This is a genomic window from Streptomyces sp. JW3, assembly GCF_052216785.1.
Classification (GTDB): Bacteria; Actinomycetota; Actinomycetes; order Streptomycetales; family Streptomycetaceae; genus Streptomyces.
Map to the genome: position 1 here is coordinate 39,230 of NZ_JBQOUX010000036.1, position 26,573 is coordinate 65,802.

General features: G+C 71.6%; 27 protein-coding genes and 1 riboswitch. Of the genes, 4 read left to right on the forward strand and 23 right to left on the reverse strand.

The genetic code is table 11. From position 1 onward, the window contains the following. Positions 1-12: 12 nt before the first annotated feature. The 6 genes from ACTT8P_RS16905 to ACTT8P_RS16930 form a co-directional block, all read right to left on the reverse strand. Positions 13-729: a GntR family transcriptional regulator gene (locus ACTT8P_RS16905; RefSeq protein ID WP_442832465.1), complete on the reverse strand. Its 717-nt coding sequence runs from the start codon at positions 727-729 to the stop codon at positions 13-15. A 257-nt stretch (positions 730-986) separates the two neighbouring features. Continuing rightward, positions 987-1,799 (reverse strand): GvpL/GvpF family gas vesicle protein, encoded by an 813-nt coding sequence (locus ACTT8P_RS16910; protein WP_442832466.1) that lies wholly within the window; start codon positions 1,797-1,799, stop codon positions 987-989. Further along, positions 1,796-2,110 carry a gas vesicle protein K gene (locus ACTT8P_RS16915; RefSeq protein ID WP_442832467.1) on the reverse strand — a complete coding sequence of 105 codons (315 nt, stop codon included), beginning with the start codon at positions 2,108-2,110 and terminating at the stop codon, positions 1,796-1,798. The genes ACTT8P_RS16910 and ACTT8P_RS16915 overlap by 4 nt, the downstream gene beginning before the upstream one ends. Further along, a complete protein-coding gene (locus ACTT8P_RS16920; RefSeq protein ID WP_442832468.1) occupies positions 2,094-3,023 on the reverse strand; it encodes a gas vesicle protein in 930 nt (309 codons plus the stop codon). Before ACTT8P_RS16920 ends, ACTT8P_RS16915 begins: the two co-directional genes overlap by 17 nt. A gap of 41 nt (positions 3,024-3,064) precedes the next feature. Then, positions 3,065-3,631, reverse strand: a complete 567-nt coding sequence (locus ACTT8P_RS16925) for a gas vesicle protein (protein ID WP_442832469.1) — start codon at positions 3,629-3,631, stop codon at positions 3,065-3,067. 107 nt (positions 3,632-3,738) lie between these two features. Continuing rightward, the gene (locus ACTT8P_RS16930; protein WP_442832470.1) at positions 3,739-5,295 is read right to left on the reverse strand and encodes a protein kinase domain-containing protein; all 1,557 of its coding nucleotides are present in this window, start codon (positions 5,293-5,295) and stop codon (positions 3,739-3,741) included. Positions 5,296-5,613: 318 nt separating this feature from the next. On the opposite strand from ACTT8P_RS16930, the gene ACTT8P_RS16935 reads away from it, so the two are divergent. From ACTT8P_RS16935 to ACTT8P_RS16945, 3 genes are all read left to right on the forward strand, one after another. Then, the gene (locus tag ACTT8P_RS16935) at positions 5,614-6,207 is read left to right on the forward strand and encodes a TetR/AcrR family transcriptional regulator (protein WP_442832471.1); all 594 of its coding nucleotides are present in this window, start codon (positions 5,614-5,616) and stop codon (positions 6,205-6,207) included. An 86-nt stretch (positions 6,208-6,293) separates the two neighbouring features. Next, positions 6,294-6,992 carry a type 1 glutamine amidotransferase domain-containing protein gene (locus ACTT8P_RS16940; RefSeq protein ID WP_442832472.1) on the forward strand — a complete coding sequence of 233 codons (699 nt, stop codon included), beginning with the start codon at positions 6,294-6,296 and terminating at the stop codon, positions 6,990-6,992. A 165-nt stretch (positions 6,993-7,157) separates the two neighbouring features. Beyond that, entirely contained in the window at positions 7,158-7,592 is a 435-nt protein-coding gene (locus ACTT8P_RS16945; RefSeq protein ID WP_442832473.1) for an SRPBCC family protein, read from the forward strand. A 54-nt stretch (positions 7,593-7,646) separates the two neighbouring features. Here the strand turns inward: ACTT8P_RS16945 and ACTT8P_RS16950 are convergent, their stop codons facing one another. From ACTT8P_RS16950 to ACTT8P_RS16960, 3 genes are all read right to left on the reverse strand, one after another. After that, positions 7,647-8,840, reverse strand: coding sequence for an MBL fold metallo-hydrolase (locus tag ACTT8P_RS16950; protein ID WP_442832474.1), 1,194 nt, complete (start codon positions 8,838-8,840; stop codon positions 7,647-7,649). Positions 8,841-8,985: 145 nt separating this feature from the next. Further along, the gene (locus tag ACTT8P_RS16955; protein WP_442832492.1) at positions 8,986-9,771 is read right to left on the reverse strand and encodes an SGNH/GDSL hydrolase family protein; all 786 of its coding nucleotides are present in this window, start codon (positions 9,769-9,771) and stop codon (positions 8,986-8,988) included. A 238-nt stretch (positions 9,772-10,009) separates the two neighbouring features. After that, positions 10,010-10,804 (reverse strand): LysM peptidoglycan-binding domain-containing M23 family metallopeptidase, encoded by a 795-nt coding sequence (locus ACTT8P_RS16960; protein WP_442832475.1) that lies wholly within the window; start codon positions 10,802-10,804, stop codon positions 10,010-10,012. Between the two features lie 4 nt (positions 10,805-10,808). Continuing rightward, a riboswitch (cyclic di-AMP (ydaO/yuaA leader) is annotated at positions 10,809-10,970 on the reverse strand. A 505-nt stretch (positions 10,971-11,475) separates the two neighbouring features. Here ACTT8P_RS16960 and ACTT8P_RS16965 point away from each other — a divergent pair. Then, a complete protein-coding gene (locus ACTT8P_RS16965; RefSeq protein ID WP_442832476.1) occupies positions 11,476-12,273 on the forward strand; it encodes a tyrosine-protein phosphatase in 798 nt (265 codons plus the stop codon). A gap of 36 nt (positions 12,274-12,309) precedes the next feature. Here the strand turns inward: ACTT8P_RS16965 and ACTT8P_RS16970 are convergent, their stop codons facing one another. The 14 genes from ACTT8P_RS16970 to ACTT8P_RS17035 form a co-directional block, all read right to left on the reverse strand. Further along, positions 12,310-12,429 carry a DUF6126 family protein gene (locus ACTT8P_RS16970; protein WP_320783372.1) on the reverse strand — a complete coding sequence of 40 codons (120 nt, stop codon included), beginning with the start codon at positions 12,427-12,429 and terminating at the stop codon, positions 12,310-12,312. After that, the gene (locus tag ACTT8P_RS16975) at positions 12,426-13,055 is read right to left on the reverse strand and encodes a helix-turn-helix domain-containing protein (RefSeq protein WP_442832477.1); all 630 of its coding nucleotides are present in this window, start codon (positions 13,053-13,055) and stop codon (positions 12,426-12,428) included. The genes ACTT8P_RS16970 and ACTT8P_RS16975 overlap by 4 nt, the downstream gene beginning before the upstream one ends. A 65-nt stretch (positions 13,056-13,120) precedes the next feature. After that, complete coding sequence (locus ACTT8P_RS16980; RefSeq protein WP_442832478.1) at positions 13,121-14,506, reverse strand: aspartate aminotransferase family protein; 1,386 nt, start codon at positions 14,504-14,506, stop codon at positions 13,121-13,123. Next, a complete protein-coding gene (dxs, locus tag ACTT8P_RS16985; protein WP_442832479.1) occupies positions 14,507-16,408 on the reverse strand; it encodes a 1-deoxy-D-xylulose-5-phosphate synthase in 1,902 nt (633 codons plus the stop codon). A gap of 27 nt (positions 16,409-16,435) precedes the next feature. Further along, the gene (gene ispG, locus ACTT8P_RS16990; protein ID WP_442832480.1) at positions 16,436-17,590 is read right to left on the reverse strand and encodes a flavodoxin-dependent (E)-4-hydroxy-3-methylbut-2-enyl-diphosphate synthase; all 1,155 of its coding nucleotides are present in this window, start codon (positions 17,588-17,590) and stop codon (positions 16,436-16,438) included. 4 nt (positions 17,591-17,594) lie between these two features. Continuing rightward, positions 17,595-18,617 carry an adenosyl-hopene transferase HpnH gene (hpnH, locus tag ACTT8P_RS16995; RefSeq protein ID WP_442832481.1) on the reverse strand — a complete coding sequence of 341 codons (1,023 nt, stop codon included), beginning with the start codon at positions 18,615-18,617 and terminating at the stop codon, positions 17,595-17,597. Between the two features lie 5 nt (positions 18,618-18,622). Next, positions 18,623-19,264 (reverse strand): 5'-methylthioadenosine/S-adenosylhomocysteine nucleosidase family protein, encoded by a 642-nt coding sequence (locus tag ACTT8P_RS17000; protein WP_442832482.1) that lies wholly within the window; start codon positions 19,262-19,264, stop codon positions 18,623-18,625. Beyond that, positions 19,264-21,294, reverse strand: a complete 2,031-nt coding sequence (gene shc, locus ACTT8P_RS17005) for a squalene--hopene cyclase (RefSeq protein ID WP_442832483.1) — start codon at positions 21,292-21,294, stop codon at positions 19,264-19,266. Before shc ends, ACTT8P_RS17000 begins: the two co-directional genes overlap by 1 nt. 107 nt (positions 21,295-21,401) lie before the next feature. Then, positions 21,402-22,466, reverse strand: a complete 1,065-nt coding sequence (locus tag ACTT8P_RS17010) for a polyprenyl synthetase family protein (protein ID WP_442832493.1) — start codon at positions 22,464-22,466, stop codon at positions 21,402-21,404. Positions 22,467-22,531: 65 nt separating this feature from the next. Next, on the reverse strand, positions 22,532-23,950 hold the full coding sequence (hpnE, locus tag ACTT8P_RS17015; RefSeq protein ID WP_442832484.1) for a hydroxysqualene dehydroxylase HpnE: 1,419 nt from the start codon (positions 23,948-23,950) through the stop codon (positions 22,532-22,534). Further along, a complete protein-coding gene (locus ACTT8P_RS17020) occupies positions 23,947-24,060 on the reverse strand; it encodes a DUF6380 family protein (RefSeq protein ID WP_442832485.1) in 114 nt (37 codons plus the stop codon). Before ACTT8P_RS17020 ends, hpnE begins: the two co-directional genes overlap by 4 nt. Continuing rightward, a complete protein-coding gene (gene hpnD, locus ACTT8P_RS17025; RefSeq protein ID WP_442832486.1) occupies positions 24,060-25,007 on the reverse strand; it encodes a presqualene diphosphate synthase HpnD in 948 nt (315 codons plus the stop codon). The genes ACTT8P_RS17020 and hpnD overlap by 1 nt, the downstream gene beginning before the upstream one ends. Further along, a complete protein-coding gene (gene hpnC / locus ACTT8P_RS17030) occupies positions 25,004-25,906 on the reverse strand; it encodes a squalene synthase HpnC (protein WP_442832494.1) in 903 nt (300 codons plus the stop codon). Before hpnC ends, hpnD begins: the two co-directional genes overlap by 4 nt. A gap of 361 nt (positions 25,907-26,267) precedes the next feature. Next, a partial coding sequence (locus tag ACTT8P_RS17035) for an ABC transporter ATP-binding protein (RefSeq protein ID WP_442832487.1) occupies positions 26,268-26,573 on the reverse strand: 306 nt, incomplete at its 5' end.

The window sequence follows — 26,573 nt, forward strand, 5'->3', positions numbered from 1 at the left end:
CGGACCCGTGCCCTACCGGCCGGCCGGCCGCGACGGGTCGGCGGGCTCGGCCAGTTGCAGCTGGAGAGCCCGCCGGGCCGCCGACAGATGGTGCTTCATCGCCGCCGCGGCGGCCTCCGGGTTGCCGGTGGCGATCGTGGCGAGAATGGCCTCGTGCTCCCGGACCGAGTCGGTCCGCGGATGTGCCCGGTCCGCGTCCCGGTACTGCTGCATGACCAGGGGGTAGAGCAGGCTGTCGACGAACCTGGCGAGCGTGGCGTGCCGGGCCGCCTCCCGGATCTGTTCGTGGAAGCGGCGGTTGAGCCGCCAGTACTCGTCGCGGCCGCCCGGCACCTGGCACTCCCACATCCGCTCGCAGGTCTCGGTCATCGCGGCGATGTCGGCGGCGGTGGCCCGGGTGGCCGCGCTCGCCGCCAGCGCCGACTCGAGCACCTCGCGGGTCTCCAGGATCTCGAGCGCCTCGCTGACCGAGAAGGAGCGGGTACGGGCGCTGCGGTGGGCCTCGGCGGTGACGTACCCCTCCTGGGCGAGCCGCGCGAGCACGGACCGCAGCGTGCCCCGGGAGACTCCCAGCCGGCTGGTGAGCTCCGACTCGGTCAGCCGTGCGTCCGGTGGATAGTGACCGGACAGGAGCAGCGCACGGAGGTCGTTGTACGCCTGTACCGTCCGGTTGGCGCTCGCGTCCGCACCGCCCCCGTTGCCCGGTCCCGTCCCCGTAGCTGACGCCATGGTGTGGTCCTCCAACGTGGCCCGGATCAGCACACGCGTTGCGTTGTCTCCGACAGATTCCCGGCCCGCCTGGCGATGCCGGTGCGGCCGGTATTGTACAACAACTTTGGCCACAGCGCGGGATGCTCTCCCCAGAGCTCCGGCGAACCGGCCTGCCTGTCGTTGCACAATCGAACGCACCCGTCTGATCGCGCACCCTCATCGGGCATCGGGCATCGGGCGTGACGCGGGCGCGGGGCACGGGTCCACCGGGGAGGTCACGCCGTCGCCGGGGACGCGGCGTCGTCGGTGAAGGAGTACGGAGGCCAGGGTCCCAGGAAGCGGACGCGGGTGGCGGGTTCCCGGGTGCGCAGGTCGCTCAGCAGGCGGCCGACCGTGTCGATGTCCTCGTCGCGCACCAGCAGGGCGGCGGACAGGACCCCGGTCTCGTCCGGCCCGGTACGGGCGTGGCCGCGGTCGCGGAGGTCTTCGGCGACGGCCAGCAGGGCGTGTCGCGTCTGGGCGTGCAGGGTGTCGGCGAGCTGCCCCGCGACGTTCTTGGCCTGCTGTTCCCGCTGTTTGGCGAGGAGCCGGCGCATACCGGCGGACCGGCTCTCGGGCTGCTCCTCGCCCGCCCGCGCCGCCTGCTCCGGTGCTCCGACGGCCGTCCGGTCGACGGTGATCTCGACCCGGAGTTCGCAGCGGCCGGCCAACTCCGCCAGCCGCTCGGTGATCTCCTGTGCCCGCTCGGTGATCCAGCTCGTCAGGCGCTGTTCGGCGGACCGTCCACCGGGCAGCCGGTCCGAGGGCGGCTCGTCGGCGACCAGGACGTTGAAGGTCATGGGCAGGACGCTGCCGGTCCGTTCCCACACGGTGGTCACCGCGGCGTTCTGTTCCCCGACCCAGCGGCGGACCTGCTCGTCACCGCCCTGGAAGGGAACCGGTGACGCCTCGTGCACCAGGGCGGCGACCTCGGTGCCGGGTGCCCGCAGCAGGCGCAGGGGCCGGCCGTCGAGACCGGTCACCCCGTCGGCCGCCGCCTCCCGGTGGCGGACGAGGGCGTACACGTACAGGGCACTGCCGTCGGTCATCCGCGGGTCTCCTCCGCCCAGCGCCGGGGGTTGATCAGCTTGTCCACGACGTCGTCGACCACCTCGTCCAGCCCCCGGTGCAGATCGGCGACGGAGGAGGTGATGCCGTGGTCGTCCTTGATCTGTTCCAGTGCCTCGTCCAGTTCCAGCAGGGCGTCCGCCAGGCGTTCCATCTCCTCCATGGTGAGGTCCTGGCCGTTCATGCGGCGCATGGCCTGCCGCTCCAGCGCCTCCTGGATGACCTCCACCAGGGTGACCACGAGGGACAGCACCCCGTGTTTCAGGCTCTTCTCGTCAACGGTCAAGGACATGGTGCTCACCTCTGAAGTCACTGTGTTCGACGGGTCGTCCGGCCGCCGCGGCGGCCTCGGTCAGCTTCCGGGCCCAGGCCAAGGGGTCGTCGGCGGCCAGCCGCACCTCGCCGTGCGCGGCGGTCCGCAGCACCAGCACCCGGCCGTCCCCGGCCGGTCCCCGCTCGGCCGCCTGCCGTATCTCGCCGATGCCGGTCGTCGGCAGCGCCAGGGCGGGCCGGGAGTCCACCGGTGACTTCCAGGTCAGCCGGCCGGCGGTCAGCCGTCCCTGGCCGCCGCGCCACAACGCCTCGCCGCGCCGGGGTTCCTGGTACCACAGATGCCCCTCGGCGAGCGTTTCCTCCTCGTCGGCGGAGTCGAACGGGAAGGGCCGGAGCAGGCGCCCGCCGCACGCGTCGGCGAGCAGGTCCCGCAGTTTCCCCGGCTCCCGGGCCGACAGCAGCGCCTGCCGACCGTCGGCCAGGGCCACCCGCAGCCGCAGCCGTTCCTCGCCCCCGACGGTGCGTTCGGGCTCCAGCCGTACGGCCGCGACGGCGTCGAGTCCGGTCTGCCAGAGGATCTCCTGCGGCTCCTCCCGCAGTACGACCAGGCGCTGGTCGGTGAGGCAGACGGTGCCGGGCCGCCACCCGGTACAGATGCCTTCCGTCTCCAAGTGGCCGCCGCTCATGCGGGAGACGAAGGTCTCGCCGTCCCGCAGTTCCAGCGCCCGGCGCACGGCGGACCGCTCGGCCCAGGCCCGGGTGGCCTCGTCCCAGTCGCGCATCATGCCGTACTCCAGCATCGTCTCCATGCCCGCTATCGCGGCCCGGATGCTGACGCCGATCAACGGGATGTCGGCCACCGCGACGATGAGGTCGAGGTGCAGGACCGCGCCCTTGTTGAGCAGTACCTCCACCAGGTCGTCCAAGGTCACCCGCGGGTCCCGGGTGGGCCGCAACGGCGGCTGTCCGGCCGTCACTCGGAACCGCCCCGCGTCGCCCCGGGCTCGGCGACGCGGCGGTCGTCCGCGTCCGGGCCCCCGTCCGACGCCTCACCGCCACACCGCCCGGAGCCGACCGCGCGGTCCTCCTCGGCACCGGCTACGGCCCGGGGACTCTCCTGCGCTCCCCGCTGCCCGTGCCGCGCCTGTGCGCTGCGCCAACCGCACCAGGGACACCACTGGTTGAGCAGTTGCTCGACGGGGGCGCGCTTGCCGCACTCCGGGCAGGTCTCCTTCTCCGCGCGGGCCTCCCGCCACGCGGCGGTCTCCGTGTCCGTGCCCGACGGGAACTCCAGTCCGTAGCGCGCGGCCGTCTCGAAGGAGGCGAGCGCGGCCCGCAGCCGGATGCCCAGCAGCTCGACCCCGGCCACCGAGACCATGATGTCGGCGTTGAGGACGAGTCCCTTGTCGAGCAGGGTCTCCACCACGTGCGCCAGGCTGCCCTCGCCGTCCCGGCTGGGCCGCATCGGCGCCGCCCCGGCCGACAGACCGGGCGTCGCCGGGCTTCGGGGTGCCGCGCTCCTCTCCGGAAAAGTGCTCATGCCCTGCGTCTGTCCGCTCACCTGGCTCTCACACACCGGGCGCCCGGAACAGCGGGCCCGGGGGCCGGTGACGGACGGGTACGCGGAAGTCCTCCGCCGGGGTGTCGTCAGTGGCCGGTGCCGGTCTGCCACACGGTGTCGTCGCCCTGCCTGATGACCACGTTCCCGTCCTGCTCCAGTTCGAGCACGGCCCCCTGGTGCCCCGGGGTCCGGCTCGCCCACACCGGCTTGGCGTCGCCGCCGTAGAGCACCAGGTTGCCGTCGTCCTGGAAGACGGCCCAGATGCCGTCCCCCGTCGTCCTGCTGGCCCAGCGGGCCGCGCCCTGCTCGTCGTAGACGACCAGGTTGCCGTCCGGCTGCATGATCAGCTTGGCGCGGCCGGTCTGGAGGTACTCTCCCGCGGTCAGCCGGCGCCCCGCTTCCACGACGAGGGTGTCCGGCAGGTCCGTACCGTCCGCGGCCGGCTCCGTCGCCGCGGCTCGGGTCGGGGACGGCGACACGGCCGAGCCCTTCGAGTCGCCGACGGCCCGGCCGGCGGCGGTCGATGCCTTCGCCTTCGCTTTCGCGGACGGGTGATCCGCCGTTCCGGCTCCCCGCAGGCTCAACAGCACCGCGGCGACGACGGCCACCGCCGCCACGGCGCCGCCCGCCAGCACCAGCGGCCGTCTTCGCATCCCTGTCCCGGCCGCCCCGGCGGGCGGCGGCACGGCCGCGGGGATCGGCGCCCGCGGCTGCGTGGCGGCCGCGTCGAGGGCCGGCGGCGGGCCGACCCGGGTGGCGGCCACCAGGGTCGCGGGGTGCGTGGGGCGGTCGGCGGTCACCGGGGCGGCGAGTGCCGGAGCCGTCGCCATACCGGAGGTGAGCGCCCGTTGATAGGTGGGGTGCAGGACCAGGTCGGTCCGGGCCGCGCACATCTCGATGATCTCCCGCGGCCCGGGGCGCCGGTCCGGATCGCGGTGCGTACAGGCCGCGACGAGTGCCGCGAGGTCCGGTGCCACACCGCGCAGATCGACGTCCTCGTGGACCGACCGGTAGGAGACGGTGGCGATGTCGCCGTCGCCGTAGGGCGGCCGGCCGGTGGCGACGAACGCGAGGGTGGCACCGAGGGCGAAGACGTCGGCGGCGGGTCCGGTCTCGCCCCGGGTGATGGTTTCCGGCGCCGTGTAGCCGGGGCTGCCGACCCAACTGCCCGCCTGGGTCAGGCCGGCGGTGTGCGCGCTGCGGGCGATACCGAAGTCGATCAGCTGCGGACCCGTGCTGGAGAGGATGATGTTGTGCGGCTTGATGTCACGGTGCCACACGCCGTGGACGTGGATGTCGTCCAGCCCTTCGGCCAGGGCGGCCAGCAGGGCCCGGCACAGCTCCGCCGCGAAGGGCCCGTCCGTCGTCACGGCCGCGTGCAGGGTCGGCCCCGGCACGTACTCGGTGGCCAGCCAGTACGGGGGCGTGGCGAGCTCGGAGTCGATCAGGGTGGCGGTGTAGGCGCTGCGGATCGTCCCCAATGTCTCCACCTCGCGCCGGAACCTCACCATGATCTGCTCGTCGTACTGCAAGTGATCGTTGATCACCTTCACCGCCGCGGGGCGTCCGCCCGGCGAGCGGGCGAGGTACACCCTGCCCATTCCGCCTTGACCGAGTCTGCCTACCAGGCGATACCGGCCCATACGCACCGGATCGGTTTCCTCAAGCGGACGCACAGCTTGCCTTTCGTACGAGCACGGCCCGGAGCCGGTACAGGTGCCGGTGACGCACCCCGTGTGCTGGACAGAGCGCCACTGTAGATCACTTGACACCGCCCGCCGAACGCCGTCGCCCGACGGTCGCGCACCCCGGGGCGAGCGGTGACGGCCCGTCAACAGCGCTGCGGAGCAGGCCAGTCGGGACCGACCAGAGTTGGTCCGCTGACAGCGGCGAGCCGCAGCCGGCTCTCGACGCGGACGGAGTACTAGACGACCGGTCTAATCATCTGCTACGTTCACGTCATGCCCAGTACCCCACGCAGCACCGACCTTCGCCGAAGCATCCTCGACGTCGCCCAGCGGATCATGGCCCACAAGGGCTACTCCGCGGTCGGCATCAACGAGGTGCTCGCCGAGGCCGGCGTGCCGAAGGGCTCCTTCTACCACTACTTCGCCTCCAAGGACGCCTTCGGTGAAGCACTGCTGAGGAGTTACTTCGACGAGTACGCCTCCGACATGGACCGCGTTCTCGCCCGGCCCGGCGCGTCGGCCGCCGAGCGGCTGATGGCCTACTGGGAGCAGTGGCGGCAGACGCAGAGTCTGGACGAGTGCCAGGGCAAGTGTCTGGCCGTGAAGCTCGGCGCCGAGGTCGCCGACCTGTCGGAGCCGATGCGACTGGTCCTGAAGGAGGGCACCGGGGCGATCGTCGACCGCATCGAGCGCACGGTCGCCGGCGGTCTAGCGGACGGATCGATCACGGTCGACGGCGACCCCGGCCGTACCGCACAGGCCCTGTACGACATGTGGCTCGGTGCCAGCGTCATGGCCAAGATCCACCGCGACCTCGCCCCCCTCGACACCGCCATGACGGTCACCAGGCACCTCCTGCACATCTGAGCCCGGCAATTCCTCGCCGGTCGGAAGGCGCGGGCATTCCTTGCGCCGCCCACTAGACGACCGGTCTATTTCAAGGAGAAGCAGACATGAAGGTCCTCATCGTTCTGACCTCGCACGACGAGCTCGGCGACACCGGCCGCAAGACCGGCTTCTGGCTGGAGGAGCTGGCGGCGCCGTACTACCGCTTCAAGGAGGCCGGCTGGGAGATCACCCTCGCCTCGCCGAAGGGCGGCCGGCCGCCGCTGGACCCCAAGAGCAACGAGCCGGGCTTCCAGACGGAGCAGACCCGCCGGTTCGAGTCCGACGCCGAGGCGACCGCGGCGCTCTCCCGCACCGTGCGCCTGGACGCGGTCTCGGCCGACGACTTCGACACGGTCTTCTACCCCGGCGGACACGGCCCGCTGTGGGACCTCGCCGAGAACAGGCGCTCGGCCCGCCTGATCGAGACCACCCTGCGGGCCGGCAAGCCGCTCGCCCTGGTCTGCCACGCCCCCGGCGTCCTGCGCCACACCGTCGACGCGGACGGCACCCCCCTGGTCCGGGGCAAGAAGGTCACCGGATTCGCCGACTCCGAGGAAGCCGGCGTCGGCCTCACCGACATCGTCCCCTTCCTCGTAGAGGACGAGCTCAAGCGCCTCGGCGGCACCTACTCCAAGACCGACGACTGGGCGCCGTACGTCGTGCGCGACGGCCTGCTCATCACCGGCCAGAACCCCGCCTCCTCGGCCCCGGCCGCCGACGCCCTCGTGGCACTGGTCACGGAGGTGACGTCGGCTCGGGCGTGAGGGCGGGCACGCGGGAGTCACCGGAGCGCTGGTGAAGCCTGCCGGAGCATGACCGAGCCACCCCGGCCGGACGTCGGCCGGGGCCGGGCGTCCAGAGGCCCCGGCAGGGCGCCACGTCCGATTCGTTCAAGAAGTCGGTGACACCGGTTCGCTACCGTCACCGCCATGAACGACATCGGCGAGGGATCACGTCATCTCAGCATCCGCATCGACCGCACCGTCAACGACGTCTACGCCTATGCGTCAGACCCGGCCAACCTGCCCGCGTGGGCCCACGGCCTGGGACGGTCCATCGAGAAGAGCGACGACCACTGGGTCGCGGAGTACTCCCCCATGGGACGGGTCGTGATCACCTTCACCCCGCCCAACGAGCTGGGCGTGCTCGACCACGACGTCACGCTGCCCTCCGGAGAGACCGTCTACAACCCGGTCCGCGTGATCGCCAACGGCGCGGGGAGCGAAGTGGTGTTCACCCTCCGTCGAGGGCCGGAGACCAGCGATGCCGACTTCGAGCGCGACGCCGACATGGTCGCCGCCGACCTGGCCCGCCTCAAGGAACTGGTGGAGTCCGGCGAGGGACCTCTCGGCGGTACCGGCTGATCCCCGGGTTCGTCCATCGCCCGCGCCGGACCCACCGTTCGAGCCCGGCCGACGTCACCGCTCCCCCGCGAGGTCGAGATCCCCCTTGCTCGTGCCGGCCGCGCCCTCAGCGATTCCCGCACGACGCCACGGACGCGCGATCGGCCCGGACAGCGACCGCCACCACGCCTCCACCGGCAGCTCCCCCGTCGGCTCGAACGGCTCGCCCGGGCGGGGGAACACCACCGGCTGGCCGGCCTGCTCGCCGGCGTCCTTCATCCACTCTCCCGGCTCCGCCCACGCGTGCGGCGCCAGATTGAACGTGCCCCAGTGGATCGGCAGCAGCACACCGCCGGGCCGGCCGCCCTGGAGGTCGAGGTGGGTCCGGACGCCCTCTTCCGGGGTCATGTGGATGTCCGGCCAGAACTCGGAGTACGCGCCGACCTGGATCATCGTCGCGTCGAACGGGCCGTGTGCCGCGCCGATGTCCTTGAAGCCGTCGAAGTAGCCGGTGTCGCCGCTGTGGTAGACGCGGTGTTCCGGTCCGGCGACCACCCAGGAGGCCCAGAGGGTGTGCTGGGTGTTGCGCAGGGCCCGGCCGCAGAAGTGGCGGGCCGGGGTGGCGGTCAGGGTGAGGCCGCCGATCTTGGTCGACTCGTGCCAGTCGAGTTCGCGCAGCCGGTCCGCGGGCACGCCCCAGTGTTCCAGGTGGGCACCGACGCCGAGGGGCACGGCGAACAGGGTGTCCGTGCCGGCCAGTGCCTTGATGGTGGGCAGGTCGAGGTGGTCGTAGTGGTCGTGCGAGATGACCACGACGTCCACCGGGCCGAGGGCGGCCAGCGGCAGCGGGACCGGGTGCAGCCGCTTGGGTCCGGCGAACGGGAACGGGGAGCAGCGCTCGCCCCAGACCGGGTCGAAGAGCACGCGCTGCCCGTCTATCTCGGCCAGGACGCTGGAGTGCCCGGCCCAGGTCAGCCGGAGACCGGTGGCCGGGGGACGGGACAGGTCGGCGACGGTGGTGGGGTGCACCGGGATGGTGCCGGCCGGGGCCCGGCGGGCCCGAGCCTGGCGGTCGAGGTAGCTCTTGGCGAGCTGCGACGTCGATCCGGAGGGCCGGGTGCGGGCGGTGCCTCCCGGGTTCTGGAAGACGCCGTTCGCGAAGTGCGGTGATCTGCGGATGCGCGCCATGCGCTCACCGCTCGGGTCCGCGCCGAAGGCCTCGGGCCGCAGCGCGCGGAGCCCGGAGCTGGGGGAACGGAAACCGGCCACGGTACCTCCAAGTGGAGTAGGACAGACCTTCATTATGGTCGTCCGGTGTGACAGCGGCCTTCGCCGCAGGTCACTTACGCCCACCGCGTATCACCGGTTTCCGGGAACTCAGCCGTCCCGCTCGGCGGTCCCCCGCCCCGCCGTCTCACGCCACCGCCGAGATCCGCATCCTGATGTCGTCCGCCGACAGCGTGCCCTTGGCTGTCACGTGGTCGCCGGAGGACTCACCGCGCAGCCGGCGCCCGAACCACGGCACCAGGTACTCCCGCGCCCACTGCACGTCGTCCCGGCGGATCTCGAGGGTGCCGCGCGGCGGCAGCGGCGGCCAGGGCTGTTCCGGGTCGGCCGGCACCGGCAGGCCGAGCACCTGGCCGGCCCGGAGCGCCACCCGGGTGTGCCCCTCGGGCGAGAGGTGCAGCCGGTCGGTGTCCCAGGCGCGGCGGTCCTGGATGCTGCGCAGCGACCACAGGTCGAGCACCGGGCAGCCGTAGCGGTCGGCGACGGCCCGCACATGCCCGTTGTACGTGGCGATCTTGCCCCGCAGGTGTTTGAGGACGGGCACCCGGCGGGTGTCGAAGCCGGTGGTCACCATGACGGTGCCGGCCGTGGCGGTGAGCGCGGCGACCGCCCGCTCGAACCGCTCGGCCAGCTCGTCCGGGTCGGTGCCGGGCCGGATGATGTCGTTGCCGCCCGCGCAGAAGGAGACCAGGTCCGGTGCGAGCCGGGCCGCCCTGGGCACCTGGTCCGCCACGATCTGGTCGAGCAGCTTCCCGCGTACGGCGAGGTTGGTGTACGTGAAGTCGCCCTCGGGCCGCCGGTCCGCGAGCAGGACGGCGAAGCGGTCGGCCCAGCCGACGAACGCCCCGTCGGGGCCGGGGTCGCCGACCCCCTCGGTGAAGCTGTCCCCCACCGCCACGTACGACCCGATCACTGCCTTGCCGGCACTCTTCTCACTTCTCGAATCGTCTGCCACGTCGACCCATGATTCACCTTGGATTGTGACCTACGCGACCGTAGGACGGGGTTGACGAGCGGTGAGAAAGGCCACTTCTAAAGTGTTGGCCAATTCCGGAATAAGTGAGCGCCGTTCCACAGGTCACCCACACCGAAGGCCGGACCCGGGGATCGGGGTCCGGCCTTCGGTGAGCACGGGGCTGGGGCAGCCGGCGTCAGACGGAGACGCCCTGCGACCGCAGGTAGGCGAGCGGGTCGATGTCCGAGCCGTAGTCCGGCGTGGTGCGGATCTCGAAATGCAGGTGCGGGCCGGTCACGTTGCCGGTGGCACCGGAGAGGCCGAGCTGCTGTCCCGCCGTCACCGCGTCGCCGCTGGAGACGGAGAGCGCGGACAGGTGGGCGTACTGGGCGTAGTGGCCGTCGGCGAGCTTGATGACGACCTGGTTGCCGTACGCGCCGCCCCAGCCGGCCGTGACGACGGTGCCCGCGCCGACGGCCTTCACCGAGGTGCCGGTCGGGACGACGAAGTCGGTGCCGGTGTGGTAGCCGCTGGACCACATGCTGCCGGACTGGTGGTACGGGGTGCCCTCGGTGGCGCCGTCGACGGGGGCGACGAAGCCGGTGGCCGCGGTGGAGGTGTCCGCCGCGGGCTGCGCCGTCGTCTTCTTCTCGGCCGTGGCGGACGCCTCGGCCCCGGCGCCGAGGGTGAGCTTCAGGCCGGGGCGGATCAGCGAGGGATCCGAGCCGACGGCGGCGCGGTTGTCCTCGTAGAGCTTCTTCCAGCCGCCGCTGACGTGCTGCGCGTCGGCGATCTTCGCCAGCGAGTCACCGGCGCGCACGGTGTAGGTCTGCGCGGTTTTCGCGGAGTCGGACTGGGCGGCGGGGGCGGCGTGCGCGCCGGCCGCTCCGACGAGCGGCAGGGCGAGTGCGGCGCCGCCGGTCGTGGCGACGGCGAGCGTGCGGGTCAGACGCTGGGTCCTGGTACGGCGGTGCTTACCCTTCGCGGGCATGACGAATTCCTCTCCGGCGCCTGCGAGGTGAGCTGTCGGGTGCGGGCTGGAGCTGCCCGGCCGCGCCGGAAAAGGCGCGGCTTTACCCCTAGCCGTCCCGGGAACCGGAACAGGCGGTTTTACCTGTGGGTCCCCCGCTCCTGCCGAACACGGGTGGTGAGTGGGTGGGGTCTCCGGGCGGCGGCAGGATTAGGCGTCCGTCCGGATCGGTGGTGAACGTAAGTGACGGGAACACGCGTGGACAAGCCGATGCCGGCCCGTAGTTCGCACTGTGCGGGAATGGCCGACCAATTCCCGGTCACTCTCCGTGGATTAAGGATCTTCACCCTTCAGCGAAAACCCTTTGAGAGCACGTCGATTACGTGCGCATGGCGAAAGGCTTCTCGTCACCACCAGGTACGGATATGACGCTGCTCACGCGCCTTCGCTCATATACCGCTGGATCGGGGCACGTTAAAGGAAAACGAACTATTCGTATCCATTGGGACTTAACGGTCAGATCGATCGTGTGGACGCCCGGCTCGGCGGCACGGTCGGCACCCTGTTCAGTCCGGTCCCGGGGCGGTCCGCGGGACCTCGGAACACGGCCGGGTCCGGGCGGGGTCATGCCGTATCGTCGGTCCGTGCGGACCGCCGAGCCGCGGCGGTGTGCGCGACCGTGAGGAGCCTCCATGACGCAACAGGTCCCGTCGACCGAGCCGGAGCTGGCCGGGGTACGTAACTTCCGTGACGTCGGCGGGCTGCCGGCCACCGACGGACGGCGGGTGCGGTTCGGCGTGCTGTTCCGCAGCGGCCACCTCGCCCACGCGACCGCCGAGGACGCGGCGTTCCTCGCCGGCCTGGGCCTGCACACCGTCTTCGACTTCCGCAACGCGGCCGACCAGAAGCTCGAAGGCCCCGACGTGACCCTGCCGGGCGTGCGCAATGTGAACCTGCCGCTGTCCGACCCCGCCGACGGCGCCGAGTTCTGGAAGATGGTCCGCGACGGCGACCTCGACCAGCTGCGCGAGATCCTCGATGGCGGCAAGGGCGCGGACCGGATGATCGCCTCGTACCGTTCGATCATCACGGACCGCACCGCCGAGCACTCCCGGGTGCTGCACGCGCTGGCCGAGGACAGCGTCCCGGCCCTGATGCACTGCGCGGCCGGCAAGGACCGCGCGGGGCTGTCCATCGCGGTGACGCTGCTCGCGCTGGGCGTCGAGCGGGACGCGATCGTCGAGGACTACCTGAAGTCCAACGAGAAGCACCGCCGGTACAAGGTGAAGCGCAGCGGCACCTCGGAGTCGGCCTACTCCGCCGAGGTCATGGAGTTGCTGAGCCCTCTGTTCGACGCGCGTGCCGAGTATCTGACGGCCGCGTTCGAGACCGTCGAGCGGACCTGGGGCGGCGTCGACGCCTACCTGGAGCGGGGGCTGCGGATCACCCCCGGGACCCGGGAACGGCTGCGCGACCGCCTGCTCGACTGAGACACCTCGCGCGGACTGGGACCCTCGCGCGGGACGTCACTTCGCGCCCACCTCGAAGAGCAAGTACACGAAGGCCGCGAAGACATGGCCCACGGCGATGTAGATGATGAGCCGCACCCACAGGGCGCGGGGGAACTTCTCCTCGATGTCGCTCATGGTGTGACTCCGTCGGTGGGGCCCAGGCACAGCGCGGCCGTGGGGCTCTGGAGCAGGGTGTGGACGAACAGCAGCTCGACCCCGTCGGGATCCTGGGCCGCGATGCGGTGCGGGGTCAGCGAGTCGAAGTGCGCGCTGTCCCCGCGGGTGAGCAGCTGAGTGGTGTCGCCGAGCCGCAGCCGCAGCCGCCCGCCGAGCACGTACAGCCACTCCTCGCCGGGGTGCACGCGCACGATGTCGCCCTGGGAGCCGTACGGCACCTGGACTCTGAGGGCCTGCATGCCGCGGCCGGACGCGCCGGCCGGCCAGTACGTCCAGCCGCCCGCGGCGATCGGTTCCGTGTCGGCGGCGCGGACCACGGCGTCCCGTTCGGCGGCCGTCTCACCGAGCAGGTCCGAGACGGTCGTAGCGTAGATACGGGCCAGCGCCAGCAGCATGGGCAGTGAGGGCTGGCGCTGTCCGGTCTCCAGCCGGGAGAGGTGGGCCGGGGAGAGTCCGGCGGCGCGGGCCGCGGCCTCCAGGGTGAGGGAGGCGCGGCGGCGCAGCGCGCGGAGCTGGGGAGCGACGGCGGTCAGATCCGCCGCCGGCTCGGTGTCCGAGGGGCCCGAGGCTTCCGAAGGGCTCATGCCTTCCATTCAGCCGCACCTTTGCCTGTGGGACAACTTTTTTGCCCCACAGGCAAAAGACCGCCTCAGCGGTGTGCCACCGCCTGCTTCACCAGCGTCTTGCCGAAGTCCCACATCAGTCCGCCGCCGCTGTGCGCGTCGTCCATCACCTCGGTGAAGGCGTCCACGAACCGGTCCACCTCCCGCTCCCCCACGATCAGCGGCGGGATGAGCTTGATGACCTCCAGGTGGTCGCCCGAGACCTGGGTGAGGATGCGGTGCCGCTGGAGCAGCGGCACCACCACCATCTGCGCGAACAGGCCCTTGCGGGCGGCCTGGAGCATGGTCCAGCGGCTGCGCAGCTTCAGTGACCTGGGCCGGCCGAACTCGATGCCGACCATCAGCCCCCGGCCGCGTACGTCGGCGAGCAGCTCGTACTTGTCGATGAGGGCGGCGAGCCGGGAGCGCAGCAGGTCACCGGTGGTCCGGGCGTTCTCGACGATCCGTTCGTCGGCCATCACGTGCAGGACGGCCAGCCCGGCCGCCATGGCCTGCGCGTTGGCGCCGAAGCTGGCCGAGTGGACCAGCACCCGGTCCATCGAGGAGTAGACCTTCTTGAAGATCCAGTCCTTGCCGAGGGTGGCGCCCACCGGCACGTATCCGCCGGACAGCGCCTTGGCCACGCACACCAGGTCCGGCTCGACGCCGGCCTCGTGCTGGTAGGCGTAGAAGGTGCCGGTGCGGCCGAGGCCGGTCTGCACCTCGTCGGCGATGAGCAGCGCCTTGTGCCGGTGCAGCAGTTCCTGGGCGGCGCGCAGATAGCCGGGCGGCGCCTCGTGCACGCCCTTGCCCTGGATGGGTTCGACGATCAGGGCGGCGACGTCGCCCTTCTTCAGCTCGCGGGCGAGCGCGTCGAGGTCGCCGAGCGGCACCGGGGTGTCCGGCAGCAGCGGCGCGAAGCCGTCCCGGAAGCCGCCCTCGCCGTTGACCGACAGGGAGCCGGTGGTCAGCCCGTGGAAGGCGTGGTCGCAGTACAGGACGCGCGGCCGGCCGGTGGCGAACCGGGCGAACTTCAGCGCGGTCTCCACCGCCTCCGTGCCGCTGTTGCCGAAGAACACCCGGTCCAGGTGCGGGCTGTGGGAGAGCAGCTTCTCGGCGAGCAGGCCGGGCAGCGGCTGGCAGTCGAAGCGGGTCAGGTCGGCGAGCGAGGCGTCGAGGACGTCGTGCAGCGCTTCGCGCACGACCGGGTGGTGACGGCCGAGGCCCATCACCCCGAAGCCGGCCAGCATGTCGAGGTAGTCGGCACCGGCCGCGTCGAAGAAGTACGCGCCCTCGGCGCGCTCGTAGACCTTGTCGAAGCCGATGGTGCGCAGCATGCGCGGAAGCTGGTGGTTGAGGTGCCGGGTGTGCAGCTCGTACCGCTCGGCCCCGCGCTCGGCCAAGAGCGCGCCGAGGTCGAACTCCTTGGACATTCAGTTCTCTCCTTGTCCTGACGCGAGCGGTCCTGCCGCGAGGGCCAGGCTCGCGCTGATCCGGCCGGCGATCTCGACCGGGGTGAGGCCGATGTCGGCGAGCACCTCGGCCCGTTTGGCGTGCGCGAGGAATTGCTCCGGGATGCCGAACCGCCGTACCGGTACGTCGACTTCGGCGTCCGACAGAGCCAGCGCGACCGCCGCCCCGACGCCGGCCGCGCGGCTGTTGTCCTCGACCACGGCGACCAGCCGGTGCCGGGCGGCCAGCGGCGCCAGCGCGGGGTCGACGGGCTTGACCCAGCGGGGGTCCACAACGGTGCACGCAACACCCCGGGCTTCCAGCAGCTCGGCGGCCTTCAGGCAGACCGGCGCCATCACCCCGACGGCGACGAGCAGCACCTCGGACGCGTCGGCGGCGTGCAGGACGTCGAGGCCGCCGATCCGGTCCACCGCCGGAAGGGCGGGGCCCACGGCCTCCTTGGGGAAACGCAGCAGGGTCGGCGCGTCGTCGACGGCGAGGGCCTCGCGCAACTGGGCGCGGAGCTGGTCGGCGTCGCGCGGCGCGGCGATCCGCAGGCCCGGGACGACCTGGAGGATCGACATGTCCCACATGCCGTTGTGCGAGGCACCGTCGACGCCGGTGACCCCGGCCCGGTCCAGGACGAAGGTCACGCCGCACTTGTGCAGGGCCACGTCCATCAGCACCTGGTCGAAGGCGCGGTTGAGGAAGGTGGCGTAGACGGCGACGACCGGGTGGACGCCGCCGGTGGCGAGGCCGGCCGCACAGACGGCGGCGTGCTGCTCGGCGATGCCGACGTCGTAGACCCGGTCGGGGAACTTCTCGGCGAACTTCCCCAGGCCCACGGGGTGCAGCATGGCCGCCGTGATGGCCACGACGTCCTCGCGCTCCGCGCCGATCCGGGCGATCTCCTCGCCGAACACCGAGGTCCAGGACGGCCCGCCCGACGGGGCGAGCGGTTCGCAGGTGAGCGGGTCCATCGCGCCGACGGCGTGGAAGTGGTCCTCCTCGTGGGCGAGGGCGGGTTCGTAGCCGCGGCCCTTCTCGGTGAGGACGTGGACCAGGACGGGCCCGTGGAAGCGTTTCGCGCGCCGCAGCGCCGATTCGACAGCCCCGAGGTCGTGTCCGTCGATCGGGCCGACGTACTTCAGTCCGAGGTCCTCGAACAGGCCCTGCGGGTTGAACGCGTCCTTGAAGCCCTTCTTCGCGCCGTGCAGTGCCTCGTAGACGGTGTTGCCGACCACCGGGGTGCGCTGGAGCACGTCCTTGCCCCAGGCCAGCATCTTCTCGTAGCCGTCGGTGGTGCGCAGGGTGGCGAGGTGGTTGGCGAGACCGCCGATGGTGGGCGAGTAGGAGCGCTCGTTGTCGTTGACGACGACGATCAGCGGCCGGTCCTTGGCGGCGGCGATGTTGTTCAGCGCCTCCCAGGCCATCCCGCCGGTCAGCGCGCCGTCGCCGATGACGGCGACCACGTGCCCTTGTTCCCCGCGCACCTCGCGGGCCTTGGCGAGGCCGTCGGCCCAGCCGAGCGCGGTGGAGGCGTGGCTGTTCTCGATGACGTCGTGCTCGGACTCCGCCCGCGACGGGTAGCCGGACAGGCCGCCCTTGCCGCGCAGTTTGGAGAAGTCCTGACGTCCGGTCAGGAGTTTGTGTACGTAGCTCTGGTGGCCGGTGTCCCACAGGATGCGGTCGGCCGGTGACTCGAAGACCCGGTGCAGGGCGACAGTGAGTTCGACCACCCCCAGATTGGGCCCCAGGTGACCGCCGGTCCTGGCCACCGCGTGCACCAGGAACTCACGTATCTCCTCGGACAGTTCGCCGAGTTCGGCCTCGGACAGCGCCTTCAGGTCGCGTGGTCCCCGGATGCTCTCCAGAATCGTCACGCTCGGGCCCCCTTCGGTCCGTGCTGTTCAGCTCACGGTGACGGCGGGCTCCCCCGACGCGCCGTCCTGCTCCATCTGTTCGGCGATCTTCATCGCCTCGTCGATCAGCGTCTCGACGATCTTCGACTCGGGGACGGTCCTGATGACCTCGCCCCTGACGAAGATCTGCCCCTTGCCGTTGCCGGAGGCGACCCCGAGGTCGGCCTCCCGGGCCTCGCCGGGGCCGTTGACGACGCAGCCCATGACGGCGACCCGCAGCGGCACCGCCATGCCCTCCAGGCCGGCGGTGACCTCCTCGGCCAGCCTGTAGACGTCGACCTGGGCCCGGCCGCAGGACGGGCACGACACGATCTCCAGCCGGCGTTCCTTCAGCCCCAGCGACTGGAGGATCTGGATGCCGACCTTGACCTCCTCGGCCGGCGGCGCGGACAGCGACACCCGGATGGTGTCGCCGATGCCCTGCGAGAGCAGCGCGCCGAAGGCCACGGCCGACTTGACGGTTCCCTGGAACGCCGGGCCCGCCTCGGTCACGCCGAGGTGCAGCGGGTAGTCGCACTGGGCGGCGAGCTGCCGGTACGCCTCGATCATCACGACCGGGTCGTTGTGCTTGACCGAGATCTTGATGTCCCTGAAGCCGTGCTCCTCGAAGAGCGACGCCTCCCACAGCGCGCTTTCGACCAGCGCCTCGGGGGTCGCCCTGCCGTACTTCTGGAGCAGCCGGCGGTCCAGCGAACCGGCGTTGACGCCGATCCGGATCGGCGTGCCGTGCTCCTTGGCGGCCTGGGCGATCTCCTTGACCTGGTCGTCGAACTTCTTGATGTTGCCGGGGTTGACCCGGACCGCCGCGCAGCCCGCCTCGATGGCCGCGAAGACGTACTTCGGCTGGAAGTGGATGTCCGCGATCACCGGGATCTGCGACTTGCGCGCGATGACCGGCAGGGCGTCGGCGTCGTCCTGGGTGGGACAGGCGACCCGCACGATCTGGCAGCCGGACGCGGTCAGTTCGGCGATCTGCTGGAGCGTCGCACCGATGTCGGAGGTACGCGTCGTGGTCATCGACTGCACCGACACCGGGGCGCCGCCGCCGACCGCCACCGGTCCGACCTGGATCCGCCGCGACACGCGCCGCTCGGCGAGAGGCCGGACCGGTACTTCGGGAAGCCCCAAAGAGATGGCGGTCATGGTCTCACTCCCGGTTTCCGGAGACCGTCTCGCGCATGGCCCGCAGGGACTCCTTCAGGGACCCCATGGTGGCCAGCACGGCGGTGGGCTCGTAGCCGCAGTGCGCCATGCAGTTGTCGCACCGCGGGTCCTTGCCGCGGCCGTACTTGTCCCAGTCGGTCTCCTCGATCAGCTCGCGGTAGGTGGGCACGTACCCGTCGCTCATCAGGTAGCAGGGCCGCTGCCAGCCGAAGAGCGAGTAGTTCGGGATCGCCCAGGCCGTGCACTGGAAGTCGACCTTGCCCTCCAGGAAGTCCAGGAAGAGCGGGGAGTGGTTGAGCCGCCAGCGCAGCCGGTTGCCGTTCGCGAACGCCTTCTTGAACAGCTCCCGGGTCTGCGTGACCCCGAGGAAGTGGTCCTGGTCGGGCGCCTTCTCGTAGGCGTAGGCGGGCGAGATCATCATCTCGTCCACCTTCAGCTCGTCGTTGAGGAAGTCGAGGACCTCGATGATGGTCTGCGGGGTGTCGGTGTTGAAGAAGGTCGAGTTGGTGGTGACCCGGAAGCCGCGCCGCTTGGCCTCCTTGATCGCCGCCACCGCCTCGTCGAAGACGCCCTCCTTGGCCACCGACTCGTCGTGCCGCTCCCGCAGGCCGTCGATGTGCACGGCGAAGGCGAAGTACGGGGAGGGCGTGAACTTGTCCATCTTCTTGCGCATCAGCATCGCGTTGGTGCACAGGAAGACGTACTTCCGCTTGGCCACCAACTGGCGCACGATCTCGTCGATCTGCGGGTGCATCAGCGGTTCGCCGCCGGCGATGGAGACCATCGGCGCGCCGGATTCCAGGACCGCTCCCACGGCCTGGGCGACCGGCATGCGCTGCTTGAGCACCCCGGCCGGGTGCTGGATCTTGCCGCATCCCTCACATTTCAGATTGCAGGCGAAAAGCGGTTCCAGCTCGACGATCAGCGGGAACTTGCTCCGCTTGCGAAGCTTCTGTTCGGCCAGATATGTAGCGACCTTGATGGACTGACGAAGCGGCATTGCCATCTGGCTCACCTCCGGGGGAGCAGCAAAGAACGGTGCCATTCATAGAAAGCAGGAAGAACGGAACGAAGAACGCGGAAAGCCGATATTCCACCGCGCACCGTGCCGATCCGGACGAGTTCATGTTCTGGAGCGTCCACGACCACCCGCACGGCCGCAACCGGGCGCGCGACCGTACGGACGGCGCTCAGAAGCGTGGCCGCGGACTCCATGTCGACCGCGATCGCGCCTCTCGCCCGCAGCTCGGCGCGTTCCGGGCCGCGGACCACATGGTCGGAGCCGGTCAGCGGACCGGTGTGCACGGTGCGTCCGGGGACCGCCCGCACCAGTGCCTTGACCAGCAGTCCGGTCCCCACGCAGCCGACCGTGGCGCGCGGGTCCCGGGTCTCCTCGGCGACCACCAGGTCACCGGGGTGCATGCCCGGGGCGAGCCCCGCGCAGAAACCGGTGGCCAGCACGGCGGCGTCGGCCAGCACCGGATCGGCCAGCACCCGGGTGACCGAGCGCTCGGCCGCCTTGGGTCCCATGCCGGTCCGTACCACGGTGACCGGCCCGTCGGCGCCGCCGCGCCGGCCCGCGCGCAGGGCGAGGTGCTCGATGCCGAGCGCGCAGGCGACCAGCAGCGGTGCGGGGACCGGCCTGGTGCTCATCAGCTCGCCTTCGCCCCGGCGAGGCGCGCACCGCCGCCGGTCTTCGGCCGGGTGACGGCGGGTTCGCCGTGCACGTACCGGCCGAGCGCGGTGAGCGGGAAGACCTGGCGGTACAGGTGGTAGTTGATGGAGAAGTCCCAGGGGAAGCCGGTGCCGGTGAAGTACGGCTCGTCCCAGGAGCCGTCCTCGCGCTGGGTGTCGGCGAGCCATCGCACGCCGCGCTCGACGGCCTTGGCGTCCTTCTCCCCCGCCGCCAGCAGGGCCATCAGTGCCCAGCCGGTCTGCGAGGCGGTCGAGGCGCCCCGGCCGCTCCACTCCCGGACGTAGCGGTAGGAGCGCAGGTCCTCGCCCCAGCCGCCGTCCTCGTTCTGCACCGACTCCAGCCAGGTCACCGCGCGGCGGATCGCGGGATGCGAGGCGGGCAGGCCGGCCGCGATCAGGGCGGGAACGACCGAGCCGGTGCCGTAGACGTAGTTGACGCCCCAGCGGCCGAACCAGGAACCGTCCGCCTCCTGTTCGGCGAGCAGCCACTCGATGCCGCGCCGGGTGCGCGGATCGTGGGTGAGTCCCTCGGCGGCGAGCATCTCCACCACGTGCGCGGTGACGTCGGCCGACGGCGGGTCGATGACCTCGCCGAAGTCGCAGAACGGCAGCCGGTTGGGGAACGGGCTGGTGTTGTCGACGTCGAAGGCACCCCAGGCACCGTTCTTCGACTGCATGCCGAGGTTCCAGCGCACCCCGCGGCCGATCGCCTGTTCCACCCGCTCCGGGTCGTGGTGCTTGACCCGGCGCAGTGCGAGCACCACCTCGGCGGTGTCGTCGATGTCGGGGTAGTTGTCGTTGTGGAACTCGAACGCCCAGCCGCCGGGCGGCAGTCCGGGCCGCTTCACCGACCAGTCGCCGGGCCGCACGATCTGTTCGCCGAGCATCCAGTCCGCGGCCTTGACCAGTTGCGGGTGGTCGGCGGGCAGCCCGGCGTCGGCGAGCGCGATGGTGGCCAGGCAGGTGTCCCAGACCGGGGACTGGCACGCCTCGATCATCCGGGCGCCGTCCTCGCGCCACACCGCGAACTTGTCCAGCGACTCCAGCCCCGCCCGCATCACGGGGTGTTCCAGGTCGTAGCCCAGCAGGTACAGCGCGATGACCGAGTACACGGCCGGCGGCTGGATGCCGCCCCAGCAGCCGTCGTTCTCCTGCCGCTCGATGATCCAGCGGGCCGCGGCGTTCATCGCCGCGCGGCGCATTCTGCGCGGGGCGACCTTGCGGAAGGCGTGCAGCGCCTTGTCGATGCGCTGGAAGGCGCCGTCCCAGGTGACGGCCGGGGCGAACGCCCGGTGCGGGTTGAGGTCGGCCGGGTCGGTGTGCAGTTCGTCCAGCGGGAACGGCGCGGGGCGCACCGGGCGCTTGGCCGACACGATGGTCAGCGGCACCACGGTCTGCCGGGCCCAGCACCCGAAGTCGTAGATGTTCAGCGGCATCCAGGTGGGGAACCAGATGAGTTCCGGCGGGAGTTCGGGCAGGTCCTCCCACTTCCACCAGCCGAACAGGGCCAGCCAGATCCGGGTGAAGACCCGGGAGGCGGCGATGCCGCCGCGGCCGCGCACCCACTCGGCCGCCTTCGCCATGTGCGGGGCGTCCGGCGCGTCGCCGGCCAGCCGGAGGGCGACGTACGCCTCGATGGTGGTGGACAGTTCGCCGGGGCCGCCGTAGAAGGAGGCCCAGGTGCCGTCCTCGCGCTGCTCGCCGCGGATGAACAGGGCGGCGGCGCGGGTGGTGTCCTCGTCAAGGAGGCCGAGGAACTGGCGCAGGAGGAGGTCTTCGGCGTCCATGGTGACGTTGGTCTCCAGGTCGCCCTTCCACCAGCCCTCCGCGTCCTGCGTGCGGAGCAGGAAGTCGGTGGCGCGCCGGGTGGCGCGTGCGGCGGCTTCTTGTACCCCGGCCGCCTCGGGGATTCGGTTGTCGGTGGTGCTGGCCGCGGCTGCCCGGGTCGGCGAAGTCGCCCCGGTGCTTCCGTCGGTCGTCGCTGTCATGGCTTCCCCTTCGTGCAGTGTGCGTCTGCTGTCTGCTGCGGGTCCGCCGTCGGCCGGTGCGCGGGCACCGGCCGGCGACTACGCGAGGACTAATCGACCGATACTGATCATCTCTTTCGTACGACGACGAAGTCGGCGAGCGCCGCGAACCGGTCCCGTACCTCCACGGGCATGTCGACGGCGTCGAGGGCTTCGATGGCGATGGTGTGCTGGCGGCGCGCCTCTTCGGCGGTCCACTCGCGCCCGCCCGCCTCCTCGATGAGGGCGGCGCGGGCCGCGAACTCCTCCTCGGAGAAGCTCGCGAAGTCGGTGCTCTTGGCGTCGTCGGCGAGCAGTTCGCCGAGCCGCCGGGAGGCGGGGCCGCCGGCCGCGAGCGCGGCGACCACCGGGAGGGACTTCTTGCGCTGGCGCAGGTCGCTCCAGGTCTGCTTGCCGGTGGCCTCCGGATCGCCCCAGATGCCGAGCAGGTCGTCCACCGCCTGGAAGGCGAGGCCCAGGTGGTAGCCGTACTTCTCCAGGGTGTCGGCGGTCTGCTCGTCGGCGCCGCCGAGGACGGCGCCGATGGAGGAGGCGCAGGCGAGCAGGGCGCCGGTCTTGTTGCCCTCCATCTCCAGGCACTCCTCGACGCTGACCCGGTCGCGGTGCTCGTAGGAGATGTCCTGGGCCTGACCGTCGATCAGGGCGCGGCTGGCGGCGGTGAGGCGGCGGGTGGCGCGGCCCGCCTCGACCGTGCCGAGTTCCAGCAGCACCTCGTTGGCCAGGGCGAACAGGGCGTCGCCGACCAGGATGGCCTGGGCGGGGCCGTGCACCTTCCAGACCGTGTCGCGGTGCCGGCGCTGTTCGTCGCCGTCCATCAGGTCGTCGTGCAGCAGCGAGAAGTTGTGGACCAGTTCGACGGCGACCGCGCCGGGCACGCCGGTGCGCGGGGCCGCTCCAGTGACCTCGGCGGAGAGTACGGCCAGTGCGGGGCGGACGGCCTTGCCGCCGTCGCCGTCGGCCGGCCTGCCCTCGGCGTCGATCCAGCCGAAGTGGTAGGCGGCGACGGTGTCCATGGGAGGCGCCAGCCGGTCTACGGCCGCCCGCAGCACCGGCGTGGCCAGGGTCCGGCCGCGCTCCAGGAGCGCGGTCACGTCCACCGTGGTCCGTCGGTCGGCCTTCTCGGCCGGGGGCACAGTGGGCACAGTCTCTCCTCCAGTTGCGGTACCGGGGGTGCGGTCGGCGCCGCGCGACTCGGTCCTCACGCCGCCTCCTCGAAGGTGTCCTCGAAGAAGTCGGGCAGGACGTCGCGGGACCGGCCCAGGGCGCCGAGCGCGGCGCCCGCCGCGCCGACACCGCTGCGGACCGCACTCTCCATGGTCGCGGGCCACCCGGTGGCGGTCCACGCTCCGGCCAGGTACAGGCCGGGTGCCTTGGTGCGGGCGCCGGGCCTGAGCCGTCCGACGCCCGGGGCGGGGGCGAACGTCGCGGTGCGCTCCCGGGTCACGAAGAAGTCCTTCACCCCGGCGCCCCGGGCGCGCGGCAGCAGCCGTTCCAGTTCGGGCAGGTACCGCTCGCGCAGCACCGCCACGGGTGCGTCGATCTCGTCCTGCGCCGCCGACTGCGACACCGCCAGGTACTGGCCCTCGGTCAGGCCGGCGGCGTCGGTGCGGTCGAACACCCACTGGAGCGGGGAGCCGAGGGCGGTGAGGAACGGCGTGTTCAGCACCTTGCGGTCGTAGACGACGTGGACGTTGAGGATCGGCGCGGTGCCGATCTCCAGCAGCCGGCCGGGGTCGTCGAGGGCGCCGTCCGGCAGCAGGGCGTGCGCCTCGCGCTGCGGTACGGCGAGGACGACCGCGTCGGCTTCGAGTGTCTCGCCGGGAACCTGAACGCTCCACCGTCCGTTCTCGTGGGTGGAGACGGAGGTGACGCGTGTACGGACCTCGGTACGGACGCCCGCGGAGTCGAGCGCCTTGCGGGCCAGCCGGTCGTGCAGTTCTCCCAGCGGCACTCGGGCCCACCCGATGTCGGCCGCGCCCGGGTCGGACAGCAGACCGGTCTTGAACACCATCGCGGCGAGCCCCAGGGAGCAGTCGCCCGCGACCGCGTTGAGGGTGGCGACCCCGACCAGGTCCCACAGGGCCTCGACGGCCCGCGGTGACTGGCCGTGCGCGGCCAGCCAGCTGCCGAAGTCCTGGGTGTCCAGGGCCGGATCGGCGAGGTCGAGTCCGCCCAGCGCGAGCGCGGCGCGCACCGCTCCGGCCCGGTCGGCCAGCGACAGATGCGGATACGTGGCGAGGCTGCGCGCCAGGTGCAGGGGCACCGGCAGCGGGTCGCGGCGGATTCTGCCGAGCCGCCGTCCCTCGGGTCTGGTCACGTCGACGACGGGCACGTCGAGACGTTCCTGCATCGGTGCCAGCGCCGCTCCCTCGATCCGGTCGAGGAACCAGCGGTAGGCGGTGCAGCAGCGCAGATAGACGTGCTGGCCGTTGTCGACGGTGAGCGAGCCGCGCCGGAAGGAGAAGGCGAGCCCGCCCAGCCGCGGCCTGCCCTCGACCAGGGTGACGCGGACGCCGGCGTCGGCGAGCGTGAGCGCGGCGGTGATGCCGGCGAGCCCGCCGCCGACCACGACGGCGTGCCCCTTGGGCCCGTTCGGTGCGTCGTCGCCGTGGGTCATCGTGCGCCCTCCCCCGTCCGGCCTGCCGTCTTCGTCAGGGACGCGGGAGAACACCGGAGGGTTGCCCGCCGTTTTTCGCCGCCCTCGTCACCTTGGACCGATTTGTCCATCAGGCCCGCCTCCTGACGGTCCGGCGGGTGACATGCCGGGCGTCCAGTCCGGACAGGCCGCGGACGGCGACGTACGCCTTCTCCCGGCCGGGCAGCGAGACCCGGCCGCGCAGCACGGCCTCGGGGTCGCGCTCGATGCGGTCGAGCAGCCGGCGGTAGATGCCGGCCATGGCGGCGACGCAGGCGCCGCTGCGCCGGTCGAGCATGGGGAGCAGCCGGTAGCCCTCGGCGAACAGGGCGCGGGCCCGGCGCACCTCGAAGTGCACGAGACCCGCGAAGTCGGAGCCCTCCGGCGGTTTCGGCCCCTTGAACCCGGCCGAGCAGCCGAACTTGGCGAGGTCGTCGGCGGGCAGATAGGTCCGCCCGTCCTCGGCGTCCTCCCGGACGTCCCGGAGGATGTTGGTGAGCTGGAGGGCGAGCCCGAGCGTGTCGGCGTACTCGGGGGCGCGCTCGGCGCCGCGCGCTCCCGGTTCGGTGCCGAAGACGCCGAGCGAGAGCCGTCCGATGGCGCCGGCCACGCAGCGGCAGTAGACCTTCAGGTCGTCCCAGGTCTCGTAGGTCTCGCCGCGCAGGTCCATCTGGACGCCGTCGATGAGTTCGTCGAGGCCGCCGAGCGGGATCGGGAACCGCCGGGCGGCGTGCGCGAGGGCGACCGCGACCGGGTCGGTGTCGTCCTCGTCGACCCCGCCCTCGCGGATCCGGCTGAGCAGCGCCCGGGTGTCGTCGAGCCTGCTGACCTTGACGTCGGCGGGGAGCACGCCGTCGCCGATGTCGTCGACGCGCCGGGAGAACGCGTACAGCGCCGACATCGCCCGGCGCTTGGGCGTGGGCAGCAGTCTGATGCCGTACGCGAAGTTACGGGCCTGCTGTCCGGTGACGGCCTCGCAGTAGCTGTAGGCGGCGAGTACCGGTGCGGACGCGGGTGCTGACTCCACCGTCCGGATCACCCCTCTCCTCGCAGAGTCACGCCCGCCTCGCGCAGCAACTGGACCTTGCCGGGCTTGGGCGGGCCGGGAAGTACGTCGTAATCGGCGGCGGCGATCGCCCGGATCGCCGCCCTTCCTCCCGCCACGAACCCCGCGAGCAGCAGTTTGAGTCTGCCGTGGACGCTACCCACGAGAGGGGCGCCTTCATCCAGGAGGTCGCGGGCGCGTTGCGCTTCGTAGGCAATCAGCGCGCGCACCGATGCGCCAGCGGATTTCACGGAGAGATCGGCTTCCCGCACATGGAAGCGTTTCATGTCCTCGGCGGGCAGGTAGACGCGGCCTTGGGCCAGGTCCTCGGCGACGTCCTGGAGGTGCTCGACGATCTGCAGGGCCGTGCAGATCGCGTCGGAGCGGCGGATCCGCTCGGGCGTCGAGGTGCCGGTGACACCGAGGACCAGCCGGCCGACCGGGTTGGCCGACAGCTCGCAGTAGGCGAGCAGGTCGTCGTAGGTCTCGTAGCGGGAGACCAGCTGGTCCTGGCGGTTGGCGGCGATCAGGCCGAGAAAGGGCTCGGGGGTGAGCGAGCGGCGGCGCACGGTCGGCTGGAGGCGGCGCAGGATCGGGTGGCGCGGGGTGGCGTCGAAGACCCGGCGCAGGTCGGCCTCGTAGGCGTCCAGCAGGGCCAGCCGGTCGTCGGCCCGCTCGGGCGGGACGCCGAGCAGGCGGGCGTCGGCGCCGCCGGGGGCCAGGTCGCCGTCGCCGATGTCGTCGACCAGACGGGCGAAGCCGTAGACGGCCATGAGGTCGGCGCGCCAGGCGCGGGGCAGGAAGAAGGGGGCCACCGGGAAGTTCTCGCCCGCGGCCTTGTCGAGGGTGCCGCGCTCCGGGTCCACGGCCGGTGCCGCCTTGGTGGCCGTCACCGCCGGCCGCCCGGGGCGGGGACGGCGCACGCCTCCCGGCGCTGGGGAGTTTCCGTAGCCATTGCCGTCACATCTCCCGTTCTACACTGCGGACCCAATACACACTATTTCGGACACGCCGCCCGGCCGCCCGTGCGGCAGCCCTGGCTGAGGGTGTCGGGCATTATCGCCCCATGTGCCGCGTTTCGGGACCGGTACAGCTTACGTTGTACAACTCATCGAGCTACGCGGGGGGCGTACGTACATCACAACAACACACCGATTGATTCCAAGATTCCTTGGACCGGCCGGAGTTGACGTTTCCTTTGCAGACGCGAGACCCCGCCGGAACAGTTCCGGCGGGGTTCCGGGGGCCGTACGGTCACTTGCCGACGAACTTCTCGTACTCCTTGAGCACCTCGTCCGTCGGGCCGTCCATGCGCAGTTCGCCGCGTTCCAGCCACAGCACGCGGTCGCAGGTGTCACGGATGGACTTGTTGTTGTGACTGACCAGAAACACCGTGCCGGCCTCCTTGCGCAGCTCGCGGATGCGGGCCTCGGAGCGCTTTTGGAACTTGCGGTCGCCGGTGGCCAGCGCCTCGTCGATCATCAGGACGTCGTGGTCCTTGGCGGCGGCGATGGAGAACCGCAGCCGGGCGGCCATGCCGGAGGAGTACGTGCGCATCGG

Excerpts from the sequence above, each read along its gene's own strand:
- ACTT8P_RS16905 (WP_442832465.1), bottom strand. The coding sequence starts at position 729 with ATGGCGTCAGCTACGGGGACGGGACCGGGCAACGGGGGCGGTGCGGAC.
- ACTT8P_RS16910 (WP_442832466.1), bottom strand. The coding sequence starts at position 1,799 with ATGACCGACGGCAGTGCCCTGTACGTGTACGCCCTCGTCCGCCACCGG.
- ACTT8P_RS16915 (WP_442832467.1), bottom strand. The coding sequence starts at position 2,110 with ATGTCCTTGACCGTTGACGAGAAGAGCCTGAAACACGGGGTGCTGTCC.
- ACTT8P_RS16925 (WP_442832469.1), bottom strand. The coding sequence starts at position 3,631 with ATGAGCACTTTTCCGGAGAGGAGCGCGGCACCCCGAAGCCCGGCGACG.
- ACTT8P_RS16930 (WP_442832470.1), bottom strand. The coding sequence starts at position 5,295 with ATGGGCCGGTATCGCCTGGTAGGCAGACTCGGTCAAGGCGGAATGGGC.
- ACTT8P_RS16935 (WP_442832471.1), top strand. The coding sequence starts at position 5,614 with ATGCCCAGTACCCCACGCAGCACCGACCTTCGCCGAAGCATCCTCGAC.
- ACTT8P_RS16940 (WP_442832472.1), top strand. The coding sequence starts at position 6,294 with ATGAAGGTCCTCATCGTTCTGACCTCGCACGACGAGCTCGGCGACACC.
- ACTT8P_RS16945 (WP_442832473.1), top strand. The coding sequence starts at position 7,158 with ATGAACGACATCGGCGAGGGATCACGTCATCTCAGCATCCGCATCGAC.
- ACTT8P_RS16960 (WP_442832475.1), bottom strand. The coding sequence starts at position 10,804 with ATGCCCGCGAAGGGTAAGCACCGCCGTACCAGGACCCAGCGTCTGACC.
- ACTT8P_RS16965 (WP_442832476.1), top strand. The coding sequence starts at position 11,476 with ATGACGCAACAGGTCCCGTCGACCGAGCCGGAGCTGGCCGGGGTACGT.
- ACTT8P_RS16970 (WP_320783372.1), bottom strand. The coding sequence starts at position 12,429 with ATGAGCGACATCGAGGAGAAGTTCCCCCGCGCCCTGTGGGTGCGGCTC.
- ACTT8P_RS16975 (WP_442832477.1), bottom strand. The coding sequence starts at position 13,055 with ATGAGCCCTTCGGAAGCCTCGGGCCCCTCGGACACCGAGCCGGCGGCG.
- ACTT8P_RS16980 (WP_442832478.1), bottom strand. The coding sequence starts at position 14,506 with ATGTCCAAGGAGTTCGACCTCGGCGCGCTCTTGGCCGAGCGCGGGGCC.
- ispG (WP_442832480.1), bottom strand. The coding sequence starts at position 17,590 with ATGACCGCCATCTCTTTGGGGCTTCCCGAAGTACCGGTCCGGCCTCTC.
- hpnH (WP_442832481.1), bottom strand. The coding sequence starts at position 18,617 with ATGGCAATGCCGCTTCGTCAGTCCATCAAGGTCGCTACATATCTGGCC.
- ACTT8P_RS17000 (WP_442832482.1), bottom strand. The coding sequence starts at position 19,264 with ATGAGCACCAGGCCGGTCCCCGCACCGCTGCTGGTCGCCTGCGCGCTC.
- shc (WP_442832483.1), bottom strand. The coding sequence starts at position 21,294 with ATGACAGCGACGACCGACGGAAGCACCGGGGCGACTTCGCCGACCCGG.
- hpnE (WP_442832484.1), bottom strand. The coding sequence starts at position 23,950 with ATGACCCACGGCGACGACGCACCGAACGGGCCCAAGGGGCACGCCGTC.
- ACTT8P_RS17020 (WP_442832485.1), bottom strand. The coding sequence starts at position 24,060 with ATGGACAAATCGGTCCAAGGTGACGAGGGCGGCGAAAAACGGCGGGCA.